Below are 24,456 nucleotides of genomic sequence, written 5' to 3'. Positions count from 1 at the left end.
GTTTTTCAACTAACAAGCTCTATGTCAATTCCCGAAATTTCAACGCTCCTTCCAATCGCACAGGCAGCTCCTGGCGGCGGTCTCGGTCAGTTCCTGCCGATCATTCTGCTTTTTGTGGGTATGTGGTTCCTGATCATTGCGCCACAACGCAAGCGACAAAAGGCGCACGATAAAATGCTCAGTGAGCTGAAGACGGGTGATGAGGTCATCACTACGGGGGGCCTCTATGGCACCATCACGAATGTTAAGGACGATCGTTTTGTCATCCGCATCGCGGATAGCACCCAGGTTGAACTTGGTAAGGGCTTTGTGGCGAACAAGGTCGAGGCTGCTGTAGCCAAGTAAGTAAATTTCTCTTTCATCTTAACCCCACGCGTTAAGCTTAATACCCATGTCCGGAAACATTCTTTGGAAATTCCTACTCACCGCCGCCATTATCTTTTGGTGTGTGATGAGCATTACGCCTTTGCAGGATCGTCCTTTCGAGGATTACATCGTGTCGCAAGTCACTGCCGAGCAGGCGGACTTTACGGATGTGCTCCAGCGGGCGCAGGCGCGTGTGGAGGCGGAGGAGTCGCCGACGCTCTTTATCGCCTTGCGCGACCTGGGGGTCGAAGAAGAGATCAATTACGCGAAGTTCTTTCCGCAGATCAATGTCGCTGATATTGCGAATCAGACCAAGCGCAACGACATCCTGCTCAAGCACATCTTGAAAAAGGCGCAAAGCCAGCTTCGTCTCGGTCTCGACCTGAAAGGTGGGGTGGGGGTAACGCTCAAGATTGATGAGTCCTCGCAGACCGAGCTCAGCCAGTTTGAGCAAGCGGAGCAGCTCAAGGATGCGATCAGCATCATGGCCGAGCGCCTCGACGGCATGGGCGTGGCCGAGCCTGTCATTCGTGCTCGTGGTGACAATGCCATCGAGATTCAACTTGCTGGGCTGTCCACTAAGGATAACCCGGAAGTAATCGATGCGGTCAAGAAGCCGGCTCGTTTGGAATTTCGCGCGGTGCACCCTGATTTGACTCCAGACACCACTCCGGCCAATCGCTATCCTGTCGGTTACGAAGTGTTGGCGGAAGAAATCGAAGATCACCGTAGCGGTGAAACGTATGAGCGTCGTCAATTCGTAAAGTTGATTCCTGAGGCGACGGGGGAGATCGTTGACGATGCTTTTGCTTCACAGACGCAAGCAGGCGGCTTTCAAATCAACCTAGTGATGACGAGTGAGGGAGCCGACGTGTTCCGCACCGTGACCGAACGCATGGTAGGTAAGCCGCTCGCCATCGTGCTGGATGGTAAACTTTATTCGGCACCCACCATTCAAGGCGTGCTTTCGAAGAATGCTCAGATCACGGGTAATTTTTCCCAACGCGAAGCGATCGAGCTGGCCAATGTTTTGAATAATCCACTGGCTGTGGAGTTGCGTGTCGATGAGATGTATGAAGTCGGCCCGACGATGGCCGCTGGTGCACGCGATAGCTCGATCAGTGCGGCTCAGTGGGGTGCCATTGCGGTGGTTGGATTCATGGTGGTTTATTATTTCCTCGGCGGCTTGGTCGCCGTGGTGTCGGCTTTGATCAATGTGGTGATTGTGCTCGGCGTGCTCGCCAGCCTAGGTGCCACATTGACGCTACCTGGTGTGGCCGCGCTGGTGCTGACGCTTGGTATGGGCGTGGACGCCAATATTTTGATCTTCGAGCGTTTGCGCGAAGAACTGCGTGCAGGTAAGAGCATCAAGAATGCGACTGCCGGTGCCTTTGATAAGGTGACTTCCACCATTGTGGATGCCAATGTGACAACGCTGATCACTGCTTCAATTTTGATTTGGCTCGGCACGGGGCCCGTCAAGGGCTTCGGTGTGACGCTTGCGATTGGTATTTGCGCGTCGATCTTCTGTGCATTGATCGTCACTCGTTTCTTGGTCGACTTCCTGGTGCATCGCATCGGAGTTTCCACGATCCTCGGCCTGGAGATGTTTGGAGAGAGACAATTCGATTTCTTCAAGTTCCGTAAGCCGGCTTTCATCGCTTCATGGGCGATCGTTTTGATCGGTGTGATCAGCGTCGTGATCCATCACGACAATATTCTTGGTAAGGACTTTACCGGTGGGGACGAAATGACAGTCAACTACTCGGAGCAAGTCGAGACTGGCAAAATCATGGAAGCCGTGGAAGCGCAGGACCTGACTGATGTATCCGTTCACTACCAAAGCTTGATTGGCGAAGATCGCGAAGTGCTCAAGATTCAAACTGCTTTTGACGAAGCCCGCCCAACACTTGAAGTGCTGCAAGCAGCATTCCCCACTGCTGGTTTTGAAGAGGCTGGTATCAATCAAATTGGTGCTTCGGTTTCTCAAAATATTCAATGGAACGCGCTGATTTCTGTGCTCACAGCGTTGCTTGGCATCCTGCTCTACGTGGCCCTGCGTTTCGAGGTGGGTTACGGTGTCGGTGCCGTGGTGGCGACGATTCACGACGTTTTGATGACGATTGGTATTTTCGTCATCTGTGGCGAGTTGGGTCTTTTTGTTAGTGGTCAGTTCACCGCGCCTATGTTGGCCGCGATCCTGATGATTGTCGGTTACTCGATCAATGACACTATTGTGGCCTTCGATCGTATTCGTGAGGAGTTGGAGCTCAATCCTGGCATGGATCTGCGTAGCGTGATTAATCTGTCGATTAGCCGTGTGTTCTCTCGCACCTTGCTGACCAGTATCACGACACTGCTCGCAGCTGTTTCGCTGTATGTCTTTGGAGCGGGCGTCATCAACGACTTGGCCTTTGTCTTTATTGTGGGTATTCTGACCGGCACCTTCTCCTCGATCTTTATTGCCAGCCCGGTATTCTACTGGTGGCACAAGGGGAGCCGTCGCCATGTTGAAGAGCGTCAGCTCACGCCCAAACGCTATGAGTGGGAGAGCCAAAAAGAAGAGGCATAGTTGCATCTAGTGTAAGCATATGCTCTGGACTTCAATCGACATCGACGAGGGCGCTGCCACCGCATTGGCAGAGCGCCTCGGACTGTCGAAGGTCACCGCAGAGTTACTCGTTCAACGAGGTATCACCACCACCGAGGCTGCGGAGCAGTTTTTGCGGCCTCGTCTGGCGCAGTTGGATAACCCTTTTGAGATGGTAAATCTCGAAGCCGCGGTCGAGCGGATCGAGCAAGCTATCGAAGGCAAGGAATCTGTCGTCATCTTTGGTGACTACGATGTCGATGGGGTCACCAGCACCGTGCAGTTGGTGAGCATGTTGCGCACTTTGGATCTGGAGCCGCGCTATTCTGTGCCGCGTCGCATGGAGGAGGGCTACGGCCTGAGCCGTGCGGCCATTGACCGCATCTTTGATGGAGCGATTCCGCAGCTGTTCATCGCGCTGGATTGTGGTACCAATGCACATGAGCCGATTGCCTACCTGCGTGGGCTCGGGATCGATGTGATCGTTGTCGACCACCACCAAACCAAGACTCAGGCGCCCGAAGATTGCATATTCGTCAACCCGCACGTCAATGATGCCGAAGAGGCACCTTGGCGCGACTTGTGCACCGCCGGCCTGGTCTTTAAGTTGTTGCATGGCTTGCTTAAGCATCGCCGTGAAGCCGAAGATCCGCGTGTCGAAGGGATTCAACTCAAAGACTACCTGGATCTCGTGGCCATGGGCACCGTGGCCGACTTGGTTCCGCTGCATGGGGAGAACCGCATTCTTTCCTGGTTTGGCCTACGTCACTTGCGCGCCAATGGACGTAGCGGTATTCGTGCGTTGGCCGAAGTGTCGGGGATTGATAGCGGCCAAGAAATGGCCAGCTGCGATATCTCTTTTAAAATCGCCCCGCGCATTAATGCCAGCGGTCGACTTGCAGATGCGTCGCTCCCGATCGAGTTGCTCTTGATAGAGGATTATCCTGAATGCAAACAGATCGCCGAAGAACTCGACGAGATGAATAAGGAGCGGCAGAGCATCGAACGCGGGATTGCGAAGAACGCGGAAGAACGCGCGGCCGTGGAATTTGCGGATGAGCCGGGCATCGTGCTCTTTGGCGATGATTGGCACCCCGGTGTCGTTGGAATTGTAGCCAGTCGAGTGAGTCGTCACTTTCATAAACCTTGCGTGATCCTGGGCTCTGAGGGCGAGGAAGCCAAGGGGTCCGGTCGCTCCGTGGCCTCGGTCAATTTAGTTGAAGTTTTCCAGCGCTGTGCCCATTTGCTGGGGCATTGGGGGGGGCATCCCATGGCTGCAGGCGTGTCTTTGCAGGCCTGTGATGTGGCTGCTTTTACTCAGTGCTACCTGGAAAGTTTGAAGCAGTTATATCCAGATGGCTTGCCGGAGCCATCCTTATCGATTTCGGCTTGGCTGCAGCCCGCCGACCTTGGCGAGGCGCTCTTGGATGAGCTGGATCGCTTGCATCCCTTCGGGCAAGGGAACCCTGAGCCCGTCTTCGGATTGAAGGGCGTGGTTCTGGAGGAATTTCCGCAGGCCTTTGGCGAAGGCAATTTTCGTTTTCGCATGCCTGCCAATGCCAGCTCTAGACGCGGAGTCGCGGGCATCGCTTGGCGACTCGGAGAGCCACCTGCCGCAGGTCAGCCGATTGATATGGCAGTCCGATTTTCGTGGAATTATTGGCGCGATAATCGCTACCCACAAGTAACTTTAGTTGATTGGAAGCCCTCTATTTTATGAAAAAAGTATTTATCTCCGGTTGTTATGATATCCTCCATGGGGGACACATTCAGTTTTTTAAAGAAGCGCGCGCGTTAGGAGATCACCTGACCGTGTGTTTTGCTTCGGATAAGGTGTTGTGGGAGCATAAGAAGCGCCGCACCTCTATCCCACAGGATCACAAGCTGGCTTTAATGACGGCGCTGGATATCGTCGATCAAGTGGTGATCGGGGACTGCGAAGAGCTGGGGCTGGATTTTAAAGAACACTTCCTCAAGATTAAGCCCGACATCCTGGCAGTGACGGAAGACGATCAATACGCCGAAGGCAAACGCGCGCTCTGTGCTCAAGTGGGTGCTGAGTATGTCGTGCTGCCTAAGACGCCGCCTCAGTTTACGCCTGTTTCGACGACTTCGATCGTGCGCAATATTCGCACGCCTGCGTATGCACCACTGCGAGTGGACTTCGCGGGAGGTTGGCTGGATGTGCCGCGCCATGCGCGCAAGGGTGGATTCATTGTGAACTGTGCGATTTCTCCCATGGTGTCATTGACCAATTGGGGCTATCAACAGAAGTCGGGGCTCGGAGGCAGTGGTGCTTGGGCCTTGCTCAACGGCAACGATGGGGTGGAAAGCGAACTCAACCTAGGGGTCGGCTGGCAGGACCCGGCCATCATTCGTGAGACGGGGCTTTGCGTGTGGCGCAGTGGCGACAAGCCTGTGCTCCACTTCAAGCGCAACGGAGATTTCCTGCACGGCCACATGGCGCTGCATTATACGGATATTCCACACGACACTCCAGGTAATGCCGACAATGATCGCGATTACGATATGATCGAAGCCGCAGGCCGCTTAGCGGAGGAAGCTGTGGTGGAAGCGAGCATCAGCAAGCTTGGGCAGGCGGTCTCTTTGACATACGAAATGCAGCTCAAGGAGGGCATGCAGCCATTACCCGAGGCAGACGGTTGCATCGGTCGCAAATATTCCGGTGGCGGCTGGGGCGGTTATGCGCTCTACCTTTTTCACAGTTCCGAAGATCGCGACGCTTTCGTTGCTTCGGCTAATTGCAACCGTCCAGTCGAGCCTTACATCACAATTCGCTAATTCACTCGCAGGGGACTCCGATGCGATCGCATCGGGTCGTCGGAACACAGTTCAATCGTCGCTGAACTTGTGTGTTAAATTTAGATACAAAAAAACTCCCGCAGCTTTCGCTGTGGGAGTTTTTGTAAATACAATGCTCGGGTCGGATTAACCGTCGATTTGTTCTTCCAGGAAGTCGATTAGTTCGGCTTCAGTCACGCGGCGTTGTTCGCAAGTGTCGCGATCGCGTAGCGTGACGGTGCCGTCTTTTTCGATGGTATCGAAGTCGATGGTGATGCCGTAGGGGGTGCCGATCTCGTCTTGACGGCGATAGCGACGACCGATCGCGCCAGAGGCGTCGTAGAAGACGTTCCAGCGGCGCTGCAGTTTCTTGTAAAGCTTCTGTGCGACTTCGACGAGCTCGGGCTTGTTCTTGAGCAGCGGGAAGATGGCGGCCTTGACCGGCGCGATCTTGGGGCTGAATTTCATAACGGTGCGCTTCTCGACCTTGCCCTTGTCGTTGGGCACTTCGTCTTCGGTGTAAGCGGCTGTCAGCACGGCCAGTAGGGTGCGGTCGACGCCGAGCGAAGGCTCGATGACGTGGGGCACATACTTGGTCTTGGAGCTTTCATCGAAGATCTCCATCGATTTGCCGGAGTGCTTCTGGTGCTGCTGCAGGTCGTAGTCGCTGCGGCAGGCGATGCCCCAGAGCTCTTGTTCGCCGTGTGGGAACTGATACATGAGGTCAGTGGTCGCCTGTGAGTAGAAGGAGAGTTTGTCTTCGGGGTGGATATCTTCGGTGATGCCCTCGCGCGAGAGGCCGATCGAGACCAACCAGTCGGTGCAGGTGTCGATCCACTCGCGGTGGAGTGCCTTCCAGTCAGCATCGGGCGCGATGAAGTATTCGATCTCCATTTGCTCGAACTCGCGTGAGCGGAAGATGAAGTTGCGCGGTGTGATCTCGTTACGGAAGGCCTTACCGATCTGCGCGATGCCGAAAGGAATTTTCACACGACCAGTATCGACGATGTTTTTGTAATTGGCAAAGATGCCCTGTGCGGTTTCGGGGCGCAGGTAAGCGACCGCAGAGTCGTCAGCGAGCGGGCCCACCTTGGTCTCGAACATTAGCTTGAAAGCGCGGGGGGCTGTCAGGCTGCCAACGGCGTTGGCGTCTGGCGCGAGCGTCAGTTCGCGCTGCGCGTCTGTGGCCTCGGTAAATTCCGTGTGGTCGCTGCTGAGGACGGCTTCGTCGAGCTTCGACTGCTTTTTGTCGAGATTGTCGCGTAGCTTTTTGGCGCGTTTGATGATGCTGGCGCTATCGGTGCCTTCGACGAATGCCACATAACCGACCTTTTCGTCGTCCAGAATGACGGGGGCGAAGAACAGTTGGTCGGCGCGGTAGCGACGCTTCGACTCTTTACAATCCACCAGTGGGTCGGAAAAGCTGTCGATATGTCCGGAGGCCTTCCAGATGTCGGGGTGCATGATGATGGTCGAGTCAAGGCCTTCGATATCATCGCGGCGTTGCACCATGTCGCGCCACCAAGCTTGCTTGATGTTATTGCGCAACTCGACACCGAGTGGGCCGTAATCGTAGAAGCCATTATAGCCACCGTAAATTTCAGAAGATGCGAAGATAAAACCGCGGCGTTTGCAGAGGCCGACGATATCTTCCATAAGTGCGTCATTGGATGCTGGAGCTGTCATAAGCGGTCCAAAGATGGTGCTTGCGGGAGAGGGGTCAAGTGTAGGTACGCGCTCTTAATCATAATCCTGCAAGCTTGTCCCGAACGAAGCTAGACGGGTGGACTCTCGACACGGCGTAGCTCGCAGAGCGAAGACGGTTGTCGCCCGCTCCGAGCCTAGGCCGCGTCAGCGACTGGGCGGCAGAGCCAAGCCAGCTACGAAGGCCCCGCCGCATGACAAAAGCCTGACAATCCTTTTACGCGGCTATGACGACATTGGGGGCGCGATTCGATATGCTATCGGGGCAATCACGCATTCATTTCCAACAGAAAGTATTCACATGAAAAATCGATTCCTTCCAATTATTGTCGCACTGGCGCTAGTCACTGGCCTAAGCCTGCGTGCGGATGCCTTGCCAGTGGGCACGCTCTTACAAATTGACGCGGCTTTGGATCGACCCGTGGTGCCGGCTCAGCAGCCAGAGGACGTGGTGGTGCAAATTAAAATCCTGCCCACACGAGCCAGCGATCTCATCCCACGGCCACCGGTCAACTTGAGCTTGGTGCTGGACCGCTCGGGCTCGATGAGTGGTCAAAAAATTGAGCAAGCCATTCAGGCTGCGGAGTTGGCCGTCGGGCGACTCGGCGCGCGCGATCGAGTCTCCGTCATTATTTACGATCATGATGTGGAGACCTTGGTCTCTTCTCAAGTAGTCACCGACGAGGGACTTTATGCTATCAAGCGCGCACTGCGCCGGGTATCTGCGCGTGGCAATACCGCCATCTATGCCGGCCTCAGTCAAGCGGCGGCGGAGCTGCGTCGCTATCGTGATGCGGGCTATGTGAATCGTATGATTTTACTTTCGGATGGTCTGGCCAACCGTGGTCCGACGGAAGTGGCCGATTTTCGAGCCTTGGGGCGCGCGCTGGCGGGCGAGGATATCGTGATCAGCACTGTCGGTCTCGGGCTTGGGTATAACGAAGACATCATGGCCACCCTGGCCGATGCGGGACAGGGCAACACATACTTCGTCGAAAATGCCGACGATCTGCCACGCATCTTTGCAGGGGAGTTGGGCGATGCACTGAATGTTGCGGCCACGAATATTGAGATCATTGTGCGGCCTCGTGGTGGTGCGCGCATTCTGAAAAGTCTGGGGCGCGAAGCGGAACTGCGTGACGGTGCTGCACGTTTTCGTATGCCACAGGTTTACAGCGGTTTGGAAAAACTCGCGTTGGTGGAAGTGCGTGCGCCGCAAGGCGTGGTGGGGGCAGTCGAAGATCTGATCGACGTGGAAGTGAACTATCTGCCTGCCGGCAGCTCGCAAACGCGTTCGCAGCAAGTTTCGGTGCCAATTCGTTACACCGATCAGGTCGAGCAAGTGGTGGCCGCCGCGCGCAAGGATGTTGCCCAAAACGTGGTGGATAACCGGGTGGCCGAGGCCAAGGAAGCCGCCATCAACTATGCGGACGCCGGCGACCGCGAAGAAGCGGCCAGCAGTTTGCGCAGTGTCGTTGGCAAAATCTCGGCGGATTATGGCTTTCTCGGTGACGAGGTGGTGGCTGCGCCCAGTGCCAACTTAGAGCACGAAGCTGATGAGGTGCAAACGAAAGGCTTGTCGAATGAGAAGCGTAAGAGCTTCCGGGCCGATAGTTACCAGTCGCGCAATCAACAGTCGGTGCAGTAGTTATTTAGCAGGTCGACGTGCGCACGACGCGGGTGTGCACCCAAGGGCATAAAAAACAAGTCGCGCCCCTACAGGCTTTCGCCTTCACTCGATTTCAAGCTTCTCAAGTTCATTCCTTTCTACGAGTCTAAGTCCTATGCGTTTTCGTCCTGTTATATTTGCTTGGTGTCTCCTGTTTGGGGCGACGCTGGCGATGGCAGCTGCCGCGTGGTGGTTGCTGGGGCGCGAGGCGGATCGGGTGGAGTCTTTGGCGGCTAGCACCTTGGCCAACCGCACCGCTTCGGTGGCTGAGAGTATCGACTTATTGATGGCGGAAGTGCGTGACGGTGTCAGCGAAGGCCTGGTCGCGGTGCGCAGTGTGCCAGAGCCGCGGGTCGCACTGGCAGAGTTGGTGGAGGGCAATCCTTACATCGCGGCCGGCTTCTACTTTCGTGGTTCGGATGCAGTCACGGCTTGGTTTGGCGAGCGGGCTGATTTACCTTCGCCAGGAGCGATCGAGTCGGAGTCGGGCGTCTTTCCATGGACTTTGCCTGAATTTGAGGCGCCGGAGGACGCGATGCGCCAGCGCGTCGTCCAGTCCACGTCAGAGTTGCCTCGTCTGGATGGTTCGGCTGCACCGAGTGATGCATATGGTGCTATGTCTCCGGTGAGTGATATTGAAAAGGATGTGGTCTCCGAGTCAGAGGCTGCGGTGCCAGAGCGGCAGCAGCAGGTAGTTTCGAAGAATATCGCGCTCAAGGCGCAACGGGCTGCCGTGCGCAAAGTTAATGTCGAGAACCGAGTCGGGCTCAGCAGTGTATTTAGTTCTTTTGCCGACACCGAAGTCGCCACCAGTGATGCGCTAGCCGATGAGGTGGCGCTCGCGGAGACGCGCATGGCGGAAGTCGCTGCGGCCGTGCCGTCACCCCCGTCGCCGCAGCAGCTTTCTTTGGCTGCTGCGGCAGCGCCGTCCGCGTCTGCGCAGCAAAGTGCTCCCGACGTGAGTGACTCCTTGGATTCCTTTGCCCCGGAGCGAGTCTCGATTCGTCGTGGTTGGGTGAGCACGCCGGTGGAGGCGGTGGAGCAATGGATGGCTTGGACCGCATTGCCTGAGAGCGAAAATTATCTCGGCGTCTGGCTGAATCGAGCCGCCATTTTGGCCGAGCTTTCCAAGGCGATCAGCCTATCGCAAAACGAGGGCTTGGGCTTTCGTCTGGTCGATGCGCAGGGCCGCGAGGTGGCGGGCGCATCGCTGCCGCGCTACGGTAGTCGGGGCGCGCAGTTGCCAGAGTTATCCTTGGCGGTGGGGAGTGCATTGCCGCAGTGGCGAATTGAGACCTTTCGCATTCATGGCGCCAATACATTTGGCAGTAGCTTCCGGCTGGTGGGAGGACTTTTTATCGCTGGCCTGAGTGGCGCGATTCTACTCGGTTCGACGGTTTTGATCTGGCAAGCGCGGCGTGATGCTCGCGAGGCGGAGCGCAAGACTACCTTCGTGGCTAATGTCTCGCACGAGCTCAAGACCCCGCTGACGAGTATACGCTTGTTTGCTGATATGTTGCACGCGGGCCGAGTCAAGGAGCCCGCCAAGCAACGCGAGTATCTACAAATGATGGTCAACGAAACCCAGCGACTCACTCGATTGGTGAATAATGTATTGGATTTTAGTCGTTTAGAGCGTGGCCAGCACCGTAGCCAAGCCACAACGCTCGAGCTAGGCGCGACTGTGCAAGCGATCGTGGCGGCTCAGGCCGATCGGCTGCGCGGAGATGGCTTGCAAGTGCAAGTGCACACGCCGGATCAGGCGATACACGCCAAGGTCGACCGTGACGCGCTGGAGCAGATCTTGCTCAATTTGCTGGATAACGCGGCTAAATATGCTGCCTCCGGCGAGCGGGCCGAGGTGGTGCTCGCGGGCCAAGGCTCTGGCTGGCGATTGCGTGTCAGTGATTACGGTGCCGGCATTCCTGCGGCCGAGCGTCAGCAAGTCTTTGCTGCCTTTCATAGGTCCGATGATCGTTTGACTGCGGAGCGCCCTGGCTGTGGGCTCGGGCTCAGTATCGCGTCACGCTTGGCCAATGAAATGGGCGGCCAACTTAGCTTGGAAGCCAACCAGCCTAGCGGTTGTTCCTTTATTTTAGATGTTCATGACTGATACAAAACAGATACTCATCGCCGAAGACGATGCCAGCATTCGCCTGGTGCTGGTCGATATTCTCGAGAGCGAGGGCTACCAAGTCGCTGTCGCGACCAATGGCGAGGAAGCGCTGGCGCTCTTCGAGTCCGCTGCGCCGCAGCTGGCGATTCTCGACATCATGATGCCCCGCATGAGCGGTTACGATGTCTGTCGCGCGATTCGCAAAAGCGATGCCGCGCTGCCGATCATTATGCTCAGCGCCAAAAGCGAAGAGATCGACAAAGTGCTGGGGCTGGAGCTGGGGGCCGATGATTATATGACCAAGCCCTTCGGCGTGCGCGAGTTATTGGCACGGGTGAGTGCTGCGCTCCGGCGTGCTGCCAATAGCGTAACTGTCGCCGATGAAGTCGGGCCCGTGTGTTTTGGTGAAATCCAGCTCGACCGCGCGCGACGACAATTGCTGCGCGGCGATCAAGAGATCTCGCTCACGCAGCTCGAGTATCGACTGCTGCTAGCTTTTATCCAACACGCCGACCGCGCACTCAGTCGCGACGAACTACTCAATGCCGCCTGGGGCATCGATTATCAAGGCACGACTCGCACTCTAGACCAGCACGTATCGCAACTGCGCCACAAAATTGAGCCCGAGCCGAGTAAGCCCCGCTATTTGCTGACTGTGCACGGCTATGGCTACCGTTATAAACCCGAGTAGATCGGGCCGGGCAAAGAGCCCCGCTTGAAGGCCGAATTGGTGCATTGCCATTATACCGGAAGCTTACATCTTGGCTCTGCATTATGTCAGATCCCAAACAAAGTCCCGCCGAATTAAAGTGGCACGAGCGCCTATTACTTGCTGTGCTGGCCTTGCTGATGCGAGCCTGGGGGCGGACGCTGCGCTTTCATTGGGGGGCGGATGTGCAGGCATTTATGGATGCCAATCCAGGGCCTTCGGTGGTTATCTTCTGGCACAATCGTCTCTTTGCGGGGCCGCTCTTTTTTGCGCGCTATTTCCGTAAGCGACGTTTGGCGACTTTGATCAGTGCGAGTAAGGATGGTGCTTGGCCTGCGGTATTTGTTAAAAAGCTGGGCATGCTGCCAGTGCGCGGTTCGCGTTATAAACGCGGCACACAGGCGGTGCGCGACTTGATCGCGGCGCAGCGAGATGGCTACGATGTGGCTTTGACGCCCGATGGTTCACGCGGCCCGCTCTACGATATGAAACCGGGTGCGGTGACGATCGCCTTGAAAACGGGGGCGCCGATCGTCTTGCTTTCTTTCAATTATTCGAGGGCCTGGCGTCTGAAGAGTTGGGACCGTTTCTATGTGCCGCACCCTTTTAGCCGGATAGAAGTGCGCATGGATGATGTGGGCCCTTGTGCGGCCTTGAGTGAAGATCCGAAGGAGGCTTCGGCTTTGCTAAAACCGCGCATGGATGCGATTACCGAGGATTGAAGAGCCCCGTCGTCGCGCTTGACCTCGAATCGTCTTAGGCCTGAGATGCATGCTTATGAATGTTACGCTCGGAACGCCTTTCAAATCTTCATCGGTCAAAGTGCTTCTCTGTGGTTCGGGAGAACTGGGGAAGGAAGTTGTCATCGAGCTTCAGCGTTACGGCGTGGAGGTGATCGCAGCGGATGCCTATGCTGACGCGCCTGCGATGCAAGTGGCAGATCGTGCCCATGTCGTTTCGATGCTCGATGGTGCGGCGCTGCGCAAGCTGATTGAAACGGAAAAGCCTGACTTTGTCGTGCCGGAAGTGGAAGCCATCGCGACTGATACGCTGGCGGAGTTGGAGCGCGAGGGCATTGCGACCATTATCCCCACCGCGCGGGCGACACAGTTGACGATGAATCGCGAAGGCATTCGTCGCCTGGCGGCGGAAGAGCTGGGGCTCAAGACCTCGCCTTATCGCTTTGCGGCTACGGAAGAAGAATTTAACGCCGCGATTGAGGCGATCGGGCTGCCTTGCGTGGTCAAGCCGATCATGAGTTCCTCGGGGAAAGGACAGAGCACCGTCAAAAGCGCGGATCAAATCAAAGCTGCTTGGGACTATGCCCAGGCCGGAGGCCGTGCGGGCAAGGGTAAAGTCATCGTTGAGGGCTTCGTCGATTTTGATTACGAGATCACTTTGTTAACAGTGCGCCATGTCCAGGGCACTTCCTTTTGTCAGCCGATTGGCCATACACAAGAGGATGGAGATTATCGCGAGTCCTGGCAGCCGCAGCCGATGTCGGCCGTGGCGCTCAAAGAGGCGCAAGCCTATGCACAGGCCATTACTGATGCGCTGGGCGGGCGCGGCATTTTCGGAGTGGAGCTTTTCATTAAGGGCGATGAGGTCATCTTTAGCGAAGTCTCTCCGCGGCCCCACGATACCGGGATGGTCACCATGATTTCTCAAGACCTGTCCCAGTTTGCCTTGCACGCACGTGCCATTTTGGGACTGCCGATTCCTAATATTGTGCAGCACGGGCCTTCCGCCTCGGCCGTTATCTTGGTCGAGGGCGAGTCCGACAATGTCCGCTTTGGTAATTTAGCTGCGGCACTCAGTCAGCCAGATACGCAGCTGCGACTCTTTGGTAAGCCTGCGGTGCAAGGTAAACGGCGTATGGGAGTGGCGATTGCCCGGGGCGAAAGCATCGCCGAAGCCCGTGAAAAAGCCACTCAGGCCAGCCGCGCCGTCGACGTGCAACTGTAGTTTTTTTCCCTTTCACGGCGTATTTAGTATGTAACATTGCTTTCACGTCGCTTAGGCTTCTTATTAATCCAACTTTTCCAGACTAGTATGAATGCACCAATCACGCCCAAAGTTCTCGTTATCGACGATGATAACGATCTCCGCTATTCTTTAAAACGCGTCCTTTCCGGTCGTCAATACGAGGTGCTCGAAGCTGCCAGTGGCGAAGAGGGGCTCAGTATGGCCGAGCAGCACAATCCGCACGTGATCTTATTGGATAATCGTATGGGCGGCATGAGTGGGATGGAAGCCTTGCAGCACCTACGTGGTATTAATCCCAACGCCATGATCATTTTGATGACGGCCTACGGCACCACGCAGACGACGATCGAGGCCATGAAATTCGGCGCTTTCGATTACATCATGAAGCCCTTCGATCTGAAAAAGATCCTAAGTTTGACCGAGTCGGCCATCGCGGCGTCGAAAGACTTGGTCAAGGCAGGCAAAGAGGATGCGGCTTCTGCAGTTTCTAATGAAGACATCGAAGGCGGCATCATCGGGAGTTCCTCTGCGATGCAAGAGGTCTTCAAAATGATCGGTCAAGTTGCCGCTAGCGACGTGACTGTGATGGTTACCGGCGAAAGTGGCACTGGTAAGGAACTAATTGCCCGCGCAATCTATCAAAATAGTCTACGTGCACAGAAGCCCTATATCGCTGTCAATTGTGCCGCCATTCCTGAGAATCTGATCGAGAGTGAACTTTTCGGGCACGAGAAAGGCTCTTTCACCGGAGCGACCAATCAGCGCATCGGTAAGTTTGAACTTTGCGATGGAGGCACTATTTTTCTCGATGAAATTGGTGACATGGCCCTCACTACGCAGACTAAAATTTTGCGCGCGCTGCAAGAGGGCGAGATCCAGCGCGTCGGCAGTAGCGAGACGATCAAGGTCAATGTTCGTATGCTAGCAGCTACCAATAAGCCGCTGGAAGAGATGGTCAAAGAAAAGACCTTCCGCGAAGATTTGTATTACCGCTTGAATGTGGTGCGCATACAATTGCCACCCTTGCGCGAGCGTAAAGAAGATGTGCCCAAACTCATCGATTTTGTGCTGAAGCGTCTTGCTCGCGATAGTAAGGCCGACACCAAGTCTATTTCACCCGAGGCGCTCGCCTTATTGAATCAATATCGCTGGCCCGGCAACGTGCGTGAACTGGAGAATCTCATTTACCGCAGTGCCGTGTTGGCGCAGGGCGATATGATCTTGATCAAAGATCTACCGCAAGAGGTCGTTAAAGCTATCACCGCTGCGGCCGGCACCGCGGAGCCTGTGACTGCTGAGTCCGAAGTCGCTGTCAGTGCGAGCCACACGGAGCCCGCTGGGGGCGTCGAACCGGTTGCCTCGGCCACCGCAACTGCGCCTGCTGCAGAGCCCCTGGCTCCGGTAGCAGTTGCTGGGGGCAGTGCGCCCGCTGCAGAGGAAGGCACACTGCTCGGTCAGCCATCGGTTGATCCTTACGATGCGGTGTATGCAGCTCTGCGTGAGACGCACGTGAGCAATATTCTGGAACACGGTGAACGCGCACTCATTGCTCGTGCGCTGGCAGAGTGCGGAGGGAAGCAAGTGAAAGCGGCCGAGATCTTAGGTATGACTCGCGCGACCTTGCGCAAGCGTATCGATCAATACGATTTGAGCTAGTCGCCCCCTCCCTTGGGCCAGTCAGGCGCGTGGTGCATTCGAGGTTCGCACGGGTGCATCCGCATCATGAATTGGGCGAATTTTTGAACATTTTCGTATCCCTTCTGTCTGCCTGAAGAGTAAGATAGTCGGTTGACCTTTTTACCAAAGGCGTAAACCTAGCGCCCTTCACCCTGAAATTCTATTTTTCAACAATATATATGTATTCCAAATCGTACCGATTCCTGCTTGTGGCGCTGATGGCAGCAAGCCCAGTATTTGCCCAAGATCATGCGGAGCACGCCGGTCATGATCATGCGGACCACGCCGGTCATGATCATGCGGGGCACAATCATGCTGAGCATGTGGCTCCCGTTCAAGTTTCTGAAGATGAGTTAATCGAGATTGTCGGCTATCTCACCGCGCAAGGCGGCGGTGTGGCTTCCTTGCAGCTGGATGATAAGCAAATTGCCGTGCTCGCTGACGGCCTTGAAAAAGGTTTGACTGGCGAGTTAGATTTACGCGCGTTTGAGCAATCAGAAGTGGAAGCTGCTTTTGCCGAAGCGCAGGCACGCGCCGAAGCTGTGCAAGCGGCCGCAGAAGAATTGCCTGCGATCAGTGAGGCCTCTTTGAGTAAAATTGGTGCAGTTATCGTGATGCAATCTGGATTGCAGCAACTCGGCTTTGGCAGCGAGGAAGCTAGCAAGATCAGCAAAGGCTTTGCCCAGGGTGCGAAGGATCAGGCGCCAGACCCGACACTCGAAGCAAAGATGCCCGCATTCCAGGAGTTTATTCAAGTTCGCGTACAAGCCGCTCAAGCTCAAATGCAAGCTCAGCAGGCAGAGATGATGGCTGCGCAAGCCGCCGCACAGGAAGCAGCCATGGCTGAGTTTAAAGAAGTGGCTGATGAGTGGAAAGAAAAAGACAATTTCAACATCGTGTTGGAGACCACTCAAGGTGACGTTGAAATCGAGCTCTTCCCTAGCATTGCTCCGCTGGCTGTGGCGAACTTCGTAGGTCACATTGAAGATGGCTACTATAACGACTTGATCTTTCACCGCGTGATCGACGGCTTCATGATCCAAGGCGGCGACCCGCTCGGTTCAGGCACCGGTGGTGAGTCTATCTGGGGCAAAAATTTCCCCGACGAATTTAGCGAAGAAGCACGCTTCGATAGCGAAGGCATGCTCGCCATGGCCAATTCCGGTCCCATGACAAACGGCAGCCAGTTTTTCATCACTACGAGCAATCCTGAATGGCTCAACGATAAGCACACCATCTTCGGCAAAGTTGTTAAAGGTTATGATAACGTCGTGAAGATCGAGAAGGTCGAAACTGGCGCCGGCGACAAGCCGGTCGAAGAGCAAAAAATCGTGAAGGCCTACCTGGTCGATTAAACGATTCTGCTACATTCATTTCAGAAGCCCGCTCGGTGAAAACTGCGCGGGCTTTTTTTAGCTGCTCATGCGGATGCTATTTGTAGGGGCGCGACTTGTCACGCCCGCGCGGTGTGAGAGCAGTTTTCTTCGAGCTGACATAAACGGACACTATCAGAAGCCCTGTTTCGGATCGCCACCTAAAGGGGCGGCGGGCGCACTGCGGCTATCTTTCAAGTCCGCCGCATAGTGCTTGTGCATCTGCCAACCGGCCCGGTAGGGCGCGCCCCGTGCTTTCACCCACTCCGTAATCGCATCCAAAGTGGCGGCATCGTTGTGCTTGGACCATTCCGGATGGAGCCAGATCGGCTTTTCGGTTTTGCCGATCACCTCGGCGTATTTCTCAATCGCACCCTCGCGATCGACGATGATCTTAAATTCGTCCGCGCGCTTAATGTTCTCAGCCAAGGGCAACTTCCAGCGCTTCGGGCTCAAGGTGATCCAATCAAAGTTGCCCTTAATCGCAAATGAGCCGCTCGTTTCCAAATGCACTTTCTGCTCGATCGCATGCAAGGCATCGACTAGGGGAGCGAGATTATGAATCGCAGGCTCGCCGCCAGTGATCACGACAAACTCAGCCTTGGTCTTGGCCACTTCCGCCACCAGTGATTCCACCGAGAAGCGTTGGATCTTTTTCGGAATGTAGTCCGGATGCCAAGTGCCGGCAGAGTCACACCAAGGGCAATGCACCGGGCAGCCAAAGGTGCGGATGAAGTAAGCCGCGCGTCCCGCGTGTGCAGCTTCGCCTTGGAAGGTGTAAAATTGTTCGTGGATCGGGAGCATCTAGAATTTTTTGCCACGCTTCTCCCACGGCTTGCGGTCGTCGATGGGCTTTAGGTCCACTGCTTCAACGCGCACGCCGGCCAGAGCGGGGTGGCGGCGTAGTGCTTTAAAATTGGTCTGAGTAATCGAGAAGGTGAGCGATTGCGCGGTCTGTGCTTCTAGGATTTGCTCTTCGACGAGGAAGCTAATGTTGACCCGTGTCTCGCCGTATTGCTCGTCGATGGTGTCACGCAAGAGGTGGATGAATTCCACTGCTTTGTCGTTGGGATATAAAATAAAGTTGATGCGCTGAATCAGTTTTGGAATCGAAACTTCTAGGTCGAAGACGTTGTGCGCGGCGAGGCTCATCTCTCCGTTGCGACGACCAATGATGCCGTGAATCAGTGCGAGTTTGCCGTCTTCCAAGCGATGCCCCTCTTTGGCATAGGGATCGGGGAACATGATCATCTCGAAACTGTGGCTGCGCGTGGCGAGGTTGAAGACCGCCATCTGCTTGCTGTCTTTACGCGTGTATTTGATCTGCAGGTTGCTGACGATGCCACTGAGTCGAAAGCTGCTGCGGTCATCGAAGTTGAACAAGTCGTCGGGGTGACGGAAGCTGTCGATCGCATCGTCGAGCGCGGCATACGCATCCATCGGGTGCCCGGAAATATAAAAACCGAGCAACTCTTTTTCGTAGCGCAACTTTTCTGTCATGCCCATCTCTTCGACGCGGCGGCGGTTGCTGCCTGGCTTGTCCTCATCGGCCACCCCGGTGTCGTCGCCCAACATGTCGAAGAGGCTAGCTTGGCCTGCCTCGCGGTCTTTGCGAGCGCTTTCGGCTTCGGCCAGCTCGGAGTCGAGGCCGTCGAGCAAGCTGGCGCGGTCTTCGCCCATGGCATCAAAGCCACCGGTCTTGATCAAGGCTTCGATCACGCGCCGGTTGACGGCTTTGTCGGCATTGCGCACAATGAAGTCGCTAAAGTTCTCGTAGGGGCCGTTGGCATCGCGCTCGGCAATAATCACTCTGGCCGCTCCTTCACCTACACCTTTGATCGAGGCCATACCGAAGCGAATACAACCTTCCCCATTTTCAAGTACGGGGGTGAAGTCGGCGCCGGATTCATTCACGTCGGGGCTGAGCACCGGCACGTTCATGGCGTTACACTCGGCCAAGAAATTGGATAGCTTGTCGGCGTTGCCTTGCTCGGAAGTCAACACCGCTGCCATGAACTCCACGGGGTAGTTGGCTTTCAAATACGCGGTGCGATAGCTGAGCATCGCATAAGCCGCAGAGTGCGACTTATTGAATCCGTATTGGGCGAACTTCTCTAGCAGGGCGAAGATGGATTCCGCGGTCTTGCGATCGATGTTATTGGTCGCTTTGGCGCCCTTGATGAAGACATCCTTCTGCGCGTCCATCACAGACTTAATCTTCTTACCCATGGCGCGACGCAAAATGTCCGCGCCCCCGAGCGTATAGCCGGCAATGATCTGGGCCGATTGCATCACCTGTTCCTGATACACTAAGACCCCGTAGGTTTCTTCCACCAACTCTTTGAGTAGTGGGTGGGGGATTTGCACCGTCGTAGGATCTTTTTTGCCTTCGATGAACTGTGGGATGAACTGCATCGGCCCCGGACGGTAGAGCGCGATCAAAGCGATAATTTCCTCGAAGGAGCTCAGCCCGATCTGACGACAGAGCTGTTGCATGCCGCCCGATTCCAGCTGGAAGACGGCGGTGGTGCGGCCCGAGTTGAGCAAGTCGAAGGTCTCTTTGTCTTTGAGCGATACCTTCTCGACATTGAAGTCGGGCATGTCGCGCGTCATTTTTACATTCTTCTCCGCATCCGAAATCACGGTCAATGTCTTCAGCCCCAAGAAGTCCATCTTGAGCAAGCCGAGGTCTTCCGAAGGCCCCTTCGGATACTGAGTGGTCAAATCGCCTTCTTGTAGTGTGACGGGAATAAGATTAGTGATGTCTTGGTCGGCGATGATCACTCCGCAGGCATGTTTGCCGGTATTACGAATCATGCCCTCGATCACGCGGCCTTGGTCGAGGATCGATTTCGCCACTGGATTGCGATTCACCTCCGCCGCCAGCTCAGGCGATTTTTTTACAGAGTCATCCAGCGTAATGTTGAGCTCGTCGGGAATCATCTTGGCCAGTTTGTTGGCCTCGGCAAATTCGAGATCGTTGACGCGCGCCAAGTCGCGAATGATCATTTTGGCTCCGAAGGTGCCGAAGGTAATGATGTTGGCCACGCGGTCCTTACCATATTTATCACGCACGTAGTTGACCACCTCATCGCGGCGACGCATGCAGAAGTCGACGTCGAAATCGGGCGGCGAGACACGTTCCAAGTTGAGCATACGCTCAAACAGTAGGCCGAAGCTTAGCGGGTCGATGTCGGTAATCTTAAGCACATAGGCCACAATACAACCCGCACCCGAGCCACGGCCCGGTCCCACGGGGATGCCTTGCTCCCGGGCCCAGTTAATGAAGTCCCAAACGATCAGGAAGTAGTCGACGAAGCCCGTGCCTGCAATGATCGCGAGCTCGTATTCGAGCTGTTCGCAGTAGCGTTTATCGTCGTCCGATGCCTGCTCCCAGTCGGCACGGCAGGCGTCGTAGTCGGTGCCGTAGCGCTCCTTGAGCCCTTCTTTACACAGCTCAAAAAGGTAGAGGCCGTTGCTCTTATGCTTTATGCGTTCCGCTTCGCTGAGCTCGATCGGTTCGCCCCCATCACGCACCAGGATTTCGTTCTTCTTGGCGACATAGATGTCTAAGCAGCGATCGAAATTCTCGTGGTCTTTGCCACTCTCGATTTCCGCAGGACGCTCGTAGACGGGGTAGTGGTCTTCACCGAAGGGCAGCTTGACCTCACACATTTCGGCCACCGCCGAAGTATTGGTGATCGACTCGGGCACTTCTTTAAATGCCAGGTCCATCTCTTCGCGCGACTTTAGGTAAAATTGCTGCGCGTCGTAGCGCATGCGTTTCTCGTCGCGGATCTTGGCCCCGGTCTGAATGCAGAGCAGTGAGTCGTGCGGCTCCCAGTCGGTATTCTTGACGTAGTGCACGTCGTTGGTGGCGACCACTTTGAGATCAAATTCCGTCGCAATTTTGAGCAGGCCCGGGATGATGCGGCGTTGCTCCTCGATGCCGTGGTCCATGATCTCGATAATGAAGTAGTCCTTCCCGAAAATATCGATGAACTTGGCGGCTGCCGCGCGTGCCTCGTCAAATTTGTCTTCCAGCAGATATTGTGGAATCACCGCCGCCAAGCAGCCCGAAAAACCGATCAAACCCTCGCTGTGCTCGGCCAGAGTTTTTAGGTCGGTGCGTGGATTGCGGTAAAAGCCCTGAGTGTGTGCCTTCGAGACGATTTTGCACAAGTTTTGATAGCCCGTGAAATTGCGCGCCAGCAGGCCCATGTGGCGTGATTTTTGTTTGGCGCGCAGCTCATTGACCGTGGCCAGCTGATCTTCGTAGACTAGATAGATTTCGCAGCCCAGCAGTGGTTTGATGCCATGCTTTTCCGCCTGCTTGAAGAAGCTGGTCAGCCCGTAGAGCACCCCGTGGTCGGTGATCGAGAGCGCCTTCATGCCCAGCTCTGCCGCTCGGCCACAGAGTTTATCCACCCGGCTACAACCATCCAACAGACTGTGGTCTGTGTGGACATGAAGGTGGACGAACTCGGTATCTTTTTCTGGCATGGGATCGGGTAGATTGAGCGCGCAAACCCTCAATGCAAGCAGAAGCTGTACTAGTCTCGATAGTCATTCTTGCTTAGTGGGCGCTTGTTTTTAATTAAACCTGCCACTCATTTGGCACTGAAACGTACTTATTGCTTGGTAATCGAATTTGGTCTGGCAGCTGATATTTCGCATAGGTTTCTTTACTGATTGTAAAGGAGCGTGGGCAGATCTGTTTGAGTTCTTTGGAACTACGTGCAAAGGGGAATGCGAATAAGAGTTCCTTTTGAAGGAAGTCTTATTTGAAGGTTCGTGCCAAGGGAGAGAAGTCCGAATCGCCAGTGATTAAGACGGCTACTTCGAAGGCATTCTTTTGTGCCAGCGAGAGCACTTTGCAGGCGATGGCGACGTCGGTTTCCTTTTCTTCGTATGCCTCCAGCCAGATTTTTTGCGAGTGAGACCACACTTTTTTCTTCCGAAATTTGGCAATGTGCACGTTCACCTTGCTGGCGGTCAGGGCGCGTGTGAACTTGCGATGCCTTTCAGGCTTTTGCGGGATCTCTTTTTGTAGGTGATCGGCGTAGGCGCTGAAGTAATGGATTTCTTCGAGTTCGGCTCCATTTCCCACCATCGGCAGGTAGGATCGGCATAGTGCTGGGATATCCAGCCATTTGAGTTGAGTGTGCGGCAGTAATCTTTCGGCGGTCCGCAGGGAGTGGTACAAATTGAAGCCGTCTATGAAAAAACTGGTGCGGCGACCTCTTTTTTGCTCAGCCATTTACCTGCTTGGTGACTCCCGTATAAAAAATAACCCCATAGACCGCAGCCTATGGGGGGCCATGGACTCTTGACTATTTAAAGCTAAGCATTCCATGGGGTTGAATGAGTATAATATCGTGTAAATCGTGTTTGAAGTCAAGCAAGCAGAAGCTAAGCGCATTAGCATTCTTCTTCGTGGTCGCAGTTAAGTTCTTTTTTGGCGGACATGCCGAAGTATAGAGTGAAAAAATTGGCCGCGCTGAGCACGATCGCGATGGCATATTGTTGGTAGGCCACCGCCATGCCGATGGCACCTGTCGCCCAGATGCTGGCGGCGGTTGCGGTGCCGTTGACTTCATGATCGCCCTTGATGATCGCGCCGCCGCCGATGAAGCCAATACCTGTCATTAAGCCATACATGATGCGGGCCTGTGGATCGCCTTCTGGAAGCACGGCGCGTCCTACCAGTAGAAAAGCGCAGGCGGCAATCGCCACGATCGGGAAGGTGCGTAGGCCGGCGCCTCTAGCTTTCATTTCACGATTAAGGCCGATCGGAAGCGCGAGCACGTAGGCAATTCCCATTAAACTCATGTAGCGAAATAACTCTTCGATTGTGATTCCCATTTCCATGAGCTGTAGCATACTCAAGCTGTGAAGCTTTTCAAATTTGTAGTGAGGTATAGTTGGTGGCGATCTGAAAAGTGGCAGGTAATTTGCTAATCCTTTGTCTGAACTCTATTGAGCCCCTATTATTATGTTTTTTGAACAATACGATACCGATCATTTCTTTGATGAGATGTTTGATGCCGACGGTAAAGTCCGTCCCCACTATCAAGCGATCTTAGAGCGCTTGACGCCGCTATCGATCGATAAGTTTGAACAGAAGCGGCAAGCGGTGGATCTTTCGTTCTTGCGCCAAGGAATCACTTTTACCGTTTACGACGATGATGAGGGGACGGAAAAGATTTTCCCTTTTGATTTGATGCCGCGCATTATTCCGAAGACGGAATGGTCTTTTCTGGAGCGTGGTCTGACGCAGCGGATGCAGGCACTGAATATGTTCTTAAAGGACGTGTATTCGGAGCAGCGTATCATTAAGGAGGGCATCATCCCGGCCAGCTACATCTTGTCGGGGAAGCACTTTCGCCGTGAGTTTATGAACGTGAAGGTCCCGCGAGATATTTATATCCATATCTGTGGCACGGATTTGATCCGTGATGATAAGGGCAATTATTTGGTCTTAGAGGACAATGCACGCAGCCCTTCGGGCGTCTCTTATCTCTTAGAAAATAGGCAAGCCATGAAGCGCGCCTTTCCTAATTTCTTTCCTAAGGCGGGTGTGCGGCCGGTGGAAAACTACTCGGAGGAGTTGTTGAATACGCTGCAGTATGTGGCGCCCTATGGTAAGGAAGACCCGGTCTGCGTATTGTTAACTCCGGGGCATTTCAACTCGGCTTACTTTGAGCATTGCTTCTTGGCGCGGCAAATGGGCATCGAGATCGTGGAAGGCAGCGACCTTGTGGTGCGTGATTACAAGGTCTATATGCGCACCACTCAAGGCTTGCAGCAGGTGGATGTGATCTACCGCCGCATTGATGATGACTTTCTGGATCCCAGTGTCTTCCGGCCGGACTCGATGCTGGGGGTGCCGGGCTTGGTGAATGCCTTGCGTGCAGGTAATGTGAACATCGCCAATGCGATCGGTACTGGTATCGCGGATGATAAACTGATCTATGCTTACGTGCCGGACATGATTCGCTTTTACTTGAGCGAGGAGCCGATTCTGGGGCAAGTGGAGACCTTCTTTGCATCGGAGGATGATGACTTTAAGTACATCATGGAGAACTTGGATCAGTTGGTCGTGAAGTCGGCTAACGAGGCGGGTGGCTACGGAATGTTGATCGGGCCCAAGGCCAGCAAGCAAGAGGTCGAAGACTTCCGAGCTTTGATTAAGTCGGACCCACGCAATTTTATCGCTCAGCCGCCGATCATGCTCTCGCGCCATCCTACATGGTGCGATGGCGACTTCGAGGGACGCCATGTGGACTTGCGGCCTTACATTCTTTCGGGCGAAAAAACTTCGATCGTTCCGGGGGGGCTGACGCGAGTGGCCTTGAAAAAGGGCTCGCTGGTGGTGAATTCCTCACAGGGTGGAGGGAGTAAGGATACTTGGGTGCTTTATACAGACAGCTAAGACCACTTTAATCTTTAAGAAATATATTA

17 protein-coding genes are annotated in these 24,456 nt (G+C 54.9%); 12 read left to right on the top strand and 5 right to left on the bottom strand.

Translation table 11 applies throughout. The features are described from left to right. Window positions 1-21: 21 nt before the first annotated feature. The 4 genes from yajC to QEH52_RS11275 are packed head-to-tail and all read left to right on the top strand — an operon-like array spanning window position 22 to window position 5,758. Window positions 22-345, top strand: coding sequence for a preprotein translocase subunit YajC (yajC, locus tag QEH52_RS11290; RefSeq protein WP_308950533.1), 324 nt, complete (start codon window positions 22-24; stop codon window positions 343-345). Between the two features lie 46 nt (window positions 346-391). Further along, on the top strand, window positions 392-2,938 hold the full coding sequence (gene secD / locus QEH52_RS11285; protein ID WP_308950531.1) for a protein translocase subunit SecD: 2,547 nt from the start codon (window positions 392-394) through the stop codon (window positions 2,936-2,938). A gap of 19 nt (window positions 2,939-2,957) precedes the next feature. Further along, entirely contained in the window at window positions 2,958-4,676 is a 1,719-nt protein-coding gene (gene recJ, locus QEH52_RS11280; protein ID WP_308950530.1) for a single-stranded-DNA-specific exonuclease RecJ, read from the top strand. Then, window positions 4,673-5,758: an adenylyltransferase/cytidyltransferase family protein gene (locus tag QEH52_RS11275; RefSeq protein WP_308950529.1), complete on the top strand. Its 1,086-nt coding sequence runs from the start codon at window positions 4,673-4,675 to the stop codon at window positions 5,756-5,758. Before recJ ends, QEH52_RS11275 begins: the two co-directional genes overlap by 4 nt. 147 nt (window positions 5,759-5,905) lie before the next feature. On the opposite strand, the gene QEH52_RS11270 is transcribed toward QEH52_RS11275, so the two are convergent. Continuing rightward, on the bottom strand, window positions 5,906-7,444 hold the full coding sequence (locus QEH52_RS11270) for a glycine--tRNA ligase (RefSeq protein WP_308950527.1): 1,539 nt from the start codon (window positions 7,442-7,444) through the stop codon (window positions 5,906-5,908). 319 nt (window positions 7,445-7,763) lie between these two features. On the opposite strand from QEH52_RS11270, the gene QEH52_RS11265 reads away from it, so the two are divergent. From QEH52_RS11265 to QEH52_RS11235, 7 genes are all read left to right on the top strand, one after another. Next, entirely contained in the window at window positions 7,764-9,110 is a 1,347-nt protein-coding gene (locus tag QEH52_RS11265; protein ID WP_308950526.1) for a vWA domain-containing protein, read from the top strand. A gap of 136 nt (window positions 9,111-9,246) precedes the next feature. Then, the gene (locus QEH52_RS11260) at window positions 9,247-11,244 is read left to right on the top strand and encodes a sensor histidine kinase (protein ID WP_308950525.1); all 1,998 of its coding nucleotides are present in this window, start codon (window positions 9,247-9,249) and stop codon (window positions 11,242-11,244) included. Continuing rightward, window positions 11,237-11,938 carry a response regulator transcription factor gene (locus QEH52_RS11255; RefSeq protein WP_308950523.1) on the top strand — a complete coding sequence of 234 codons (702 nt, stop codon included), beginning with the start codon at window positions 11,237-11,239 and terminating at the stop codon, window positions 11,936-11,938. The genes QEH52_RS11260 and QEH52_RS11255 overlap by 8 nt, the downstream gene beginning before the upstream one ends. An 83-nt stretch (window positions 11,939-12,021) precedes the next feature. Further along, the gene (locus QEH52_RS11250; protein WP_308950521.1) at window positions 12,022-12,678 is read left to right on the top strand and encodes a lysophospholipid acyltransferase family protein; all 657 of its coding nucleotides are present in this window, start codon (window positions 12,022-12,024) and stop codon (window positions 12,676-12,678) included. Window positions 12,679-12,733: 55 nt separating this feature from the next. Beyond that, window positions 12,734-13,921 carry a formate-dependent phosphoribosylglycinamide formyltransferase gene (purT, locus tag QEH52_RS11245; protein WP_308950520.1) on the top strand — a complete coding sequence of 396 codons (1,188 nt, stop codon included), beginning with the start codon at window positions 12,734-12,736 and terminating at the stop codon, window positions 13,919-13,921. Between the two features lie 87 nt (window positions 13,922-14,008). Then, on the top strand, window positions 14,009-15,598 hold the full coding sequence (locus QEH52_RS11240; RefSeq protein ID WP_308950518.1) for a sigma-54-dependent transcriptional regulator: 1,590 nt from the start codon (window positions 14,009-14,011) through the stop codon (window positions 15,596-15,598). A 200-nt stretch (window positions 15,599-15,798) separates the two neighbouring features. After that, window positions 15,799-16,974 carry a peptidylprolyl isomerase gene (locus tag QEH52_RS11235; RefSeq protein ID WP_308950517.1) on the top strand — a complete coding sequence of 392 codons (1,176 nt, stop codon included), beginning with the start codon at window positions 15,799-15,801 and terminating at the stop codon, window positions 16,972-16,974. 153 nt (window positions 16,975-17,127) lie between these two features. On the opposite strand, the gene QEH52_RS11230 is transcribed toward QEH52_RS11235, so the two are convergent. The 4 genes from QEH52_RS11230 to QEH52_RS11215 form a co-directional block, all read right to left on the bottom strand. Continuing rightward, the gene (locus tag QEH52_RS11230; protein WP_308950516.1) at window positions 17,128-17,796 is read right to left on the bottom strand and encodes a 7-carboxy-7-deazaguanine synthase QueE; all 669 of its coding nucleotides are present in this window, start codon (window positions 17,794-17,796) and stop codon (window positions 17,128-17,130) included. Beyond that, a complete protein-coding gene (gene dnaE, locus QEH52_RS11225) occupies window positions 17,797-21,495 on the bottom strand; it encodes a DNA polymerase III subunit alpha (protein WP_308950514.1) in 3,699 nt (1,232 codons plus the stop codon). A 277-nt stretch (window positions 21,496-21,772) separates the two neighbouring features. Then, window positions 21,773-22,252 carry an NYN domain-containing protein gene (locus QEH52_RS11220; protein ID WP_308950513.1) on the bottom strand — a complete coding sequence of 160 codons (480 nt, stop codon included), beginning with the start codon at window positions 22,250-22,252 and terminating at the stop codon, window positions 21,773-21,775. 161 nt (window positions 22,253-22,413) lie between these two features. Next, window positions 22,414-22,863 carry an MgtC/SapB family protein gene (locus tag QEH52_RS11215; protein WP_345785467.1) on the bottom strand — a complete coding sequence of 150 codons (450 nt, stop codon included), beginning with the start codon at window positions 22,861-22,863 and terminating at the stop codon, window positions 22,414-22,416. 124 nt (window positions 22,864-22,987) lie between these two features. Here QEH52_RS11215 and QEH52_RS11210 point away from each other — a divergent pair, with 124 nt between their 5' ends. Further along, window positions 22,988-24,427: a circularly permuted type 2 ATP-grasp protein gene (locus QEH52_RS11210; RefSeq protein WP_308950511.1), complete on the top strand. Its 1,440-nt coding sequence runs from the start codon at window positions 22,988-22,990 to the stop codon at window positions 24,425-24,427. The last annotated feature ends 29 nt before the right edge of the window (window positions 24,428-24,456 follow it).

This window comes from Thalassobacterium maritimum, from assembly GCF_031127805.1.
Classification (GTDB): Bacteria; Verrucomicrobiota; Verrucomicrobiia; order Opitutales; family Coraliomargaritaceae; genus Thalassobacterium; species Thalassobacterium maritimum.
The sequence above is the reverse complement of the archived record's forward strand: the minus strand, read 5'-3'. Positions and strand labels throughout refer to the sequence as shown.

What these genes read in the sequence shown, in the direction of transcription:
- yajC (WP_308950533.1), top strand. Translation starts at nt 22, where the DNA reads ATGTCAATTCCCGAAATTTCAACGCTCCTTCCAATCGCACAGGCAGCT.
- QEH52_RS11270 (WP_308950527.1), bottom strand. Translation starts at nt 7,444, where the DNA reads ATGACAGCTCCAGCATCCAATGACGCACTTATGGAAGATATCGTCGGC.
- recJ (WP_308950530.1), top strand. Translation starts at nt 2,958, where the DNA reads ATGCTCTGGACTTCAATCGACATCGACGAGGGCGCTGCCACCGCATTG.
- purT (WP_308950520.1), top strand. Translation starts at nt 12,734, where the DNA reads ATGAATGTTACGCTCGGAACGCCTTTCAAATCTTCATCGGTCAAAGTG.
- QEH52_RS11230 (WP_308950516.1), bottom strand. Translation starts at nt 17,796, where the DNA reads ATGCTCCCGATCCACGAACAATTTTACACCTTCCAAGGCGAAGCTGCA.
- QEH52_RS11275 (WP_308950529.1), top strand. Translation starts at nt 4,673, where the DNA reads ATGAAAAAAGTATTTATCTCCGGTTGTTATGATATCCTCCATGGGGGA.
- QEH52_RS11210 (WP_308950511.1), top strand. Translation starts at nt 22,988, where the DNA reads ATGTTTTTTGAACAATACGATACCGATCATTTCTTTGATGAGATGTTT.
- QEH52_RS11240 (WP_308950518.1), top strand. Translation starts at nt 14,009, where the DNA reads ATGAATGCACCAATCACGCCCAAAGTTCTCGTTATCGACGATGATAAC.
- QEH52_RS11260 (WP_308950525.1), top strand. Translation starts at nt 9,247, where the DNA reads ATGCGTTTTCGTCCTGTTATATTTGCTTGGTGTCTCCTGTTTGGGGCG.
- QEH52_RS11220 (WP_308950513.1), bottom strand. Translation starts at nt 22,252, where the DNA reads ATGGCTGAGCAAAAAAGAGGTCGCCGCACCAGTTTTTTCATAGACGGC.
- dnaE (WP_308950514.1), bottom strand. Translation starts at nt 21,495, where the DNA reads ATGCCAGAAAAAGATACCGAGTTCGTCCACCTTCATGTCCACACAGAC.
- secD (WP_308950531.1), top strand. Translation starts at nt 392, where the DNA reads ATGTCCGGAAACATTCTTTGGAAATTCCTACTCACCGCCGCCATTATC.
- QEH52_RS11265 (WP_308950526.1), top strand. Translation starts at nt 7,764, where the DNA reads ATGAAAAATCGATTCCTTCCAATTATTGTCGCACTGGCGCTAGTCACT.
- QEH52_RS11255 (WP_308950523.1), top strand. Translation starts at nt 11,237, where the DNA reads ATGACTGATACAAAACAGATACTCATCGCCGAAGACGATGCCAGCATT.
- QEH52_RS11250 (WP_308950521.1), top strand. Translation starts at nt 12,022, where the DNA reads ATGTCAGATCCCAAACAAAGTCCCGCCGAATTAAAGTGGCACGAGCGC.
- QEH52_RS11215 (WP_345785467.1), bottom strand. Translation starts at nt 22,863, where the DNA reads ATGGAAATGGGAATCACAATCGAAGAGTTATTTCGCTACATGAGTTTA.
- QEH52_RS11235 (WP_308950517.1), top strand. Translation starts at nt 15,799, where the DNA reads ATGTATTCCAAATCGTACCGATTCCTGCTTGTGGCGCTGATGGCAGCA.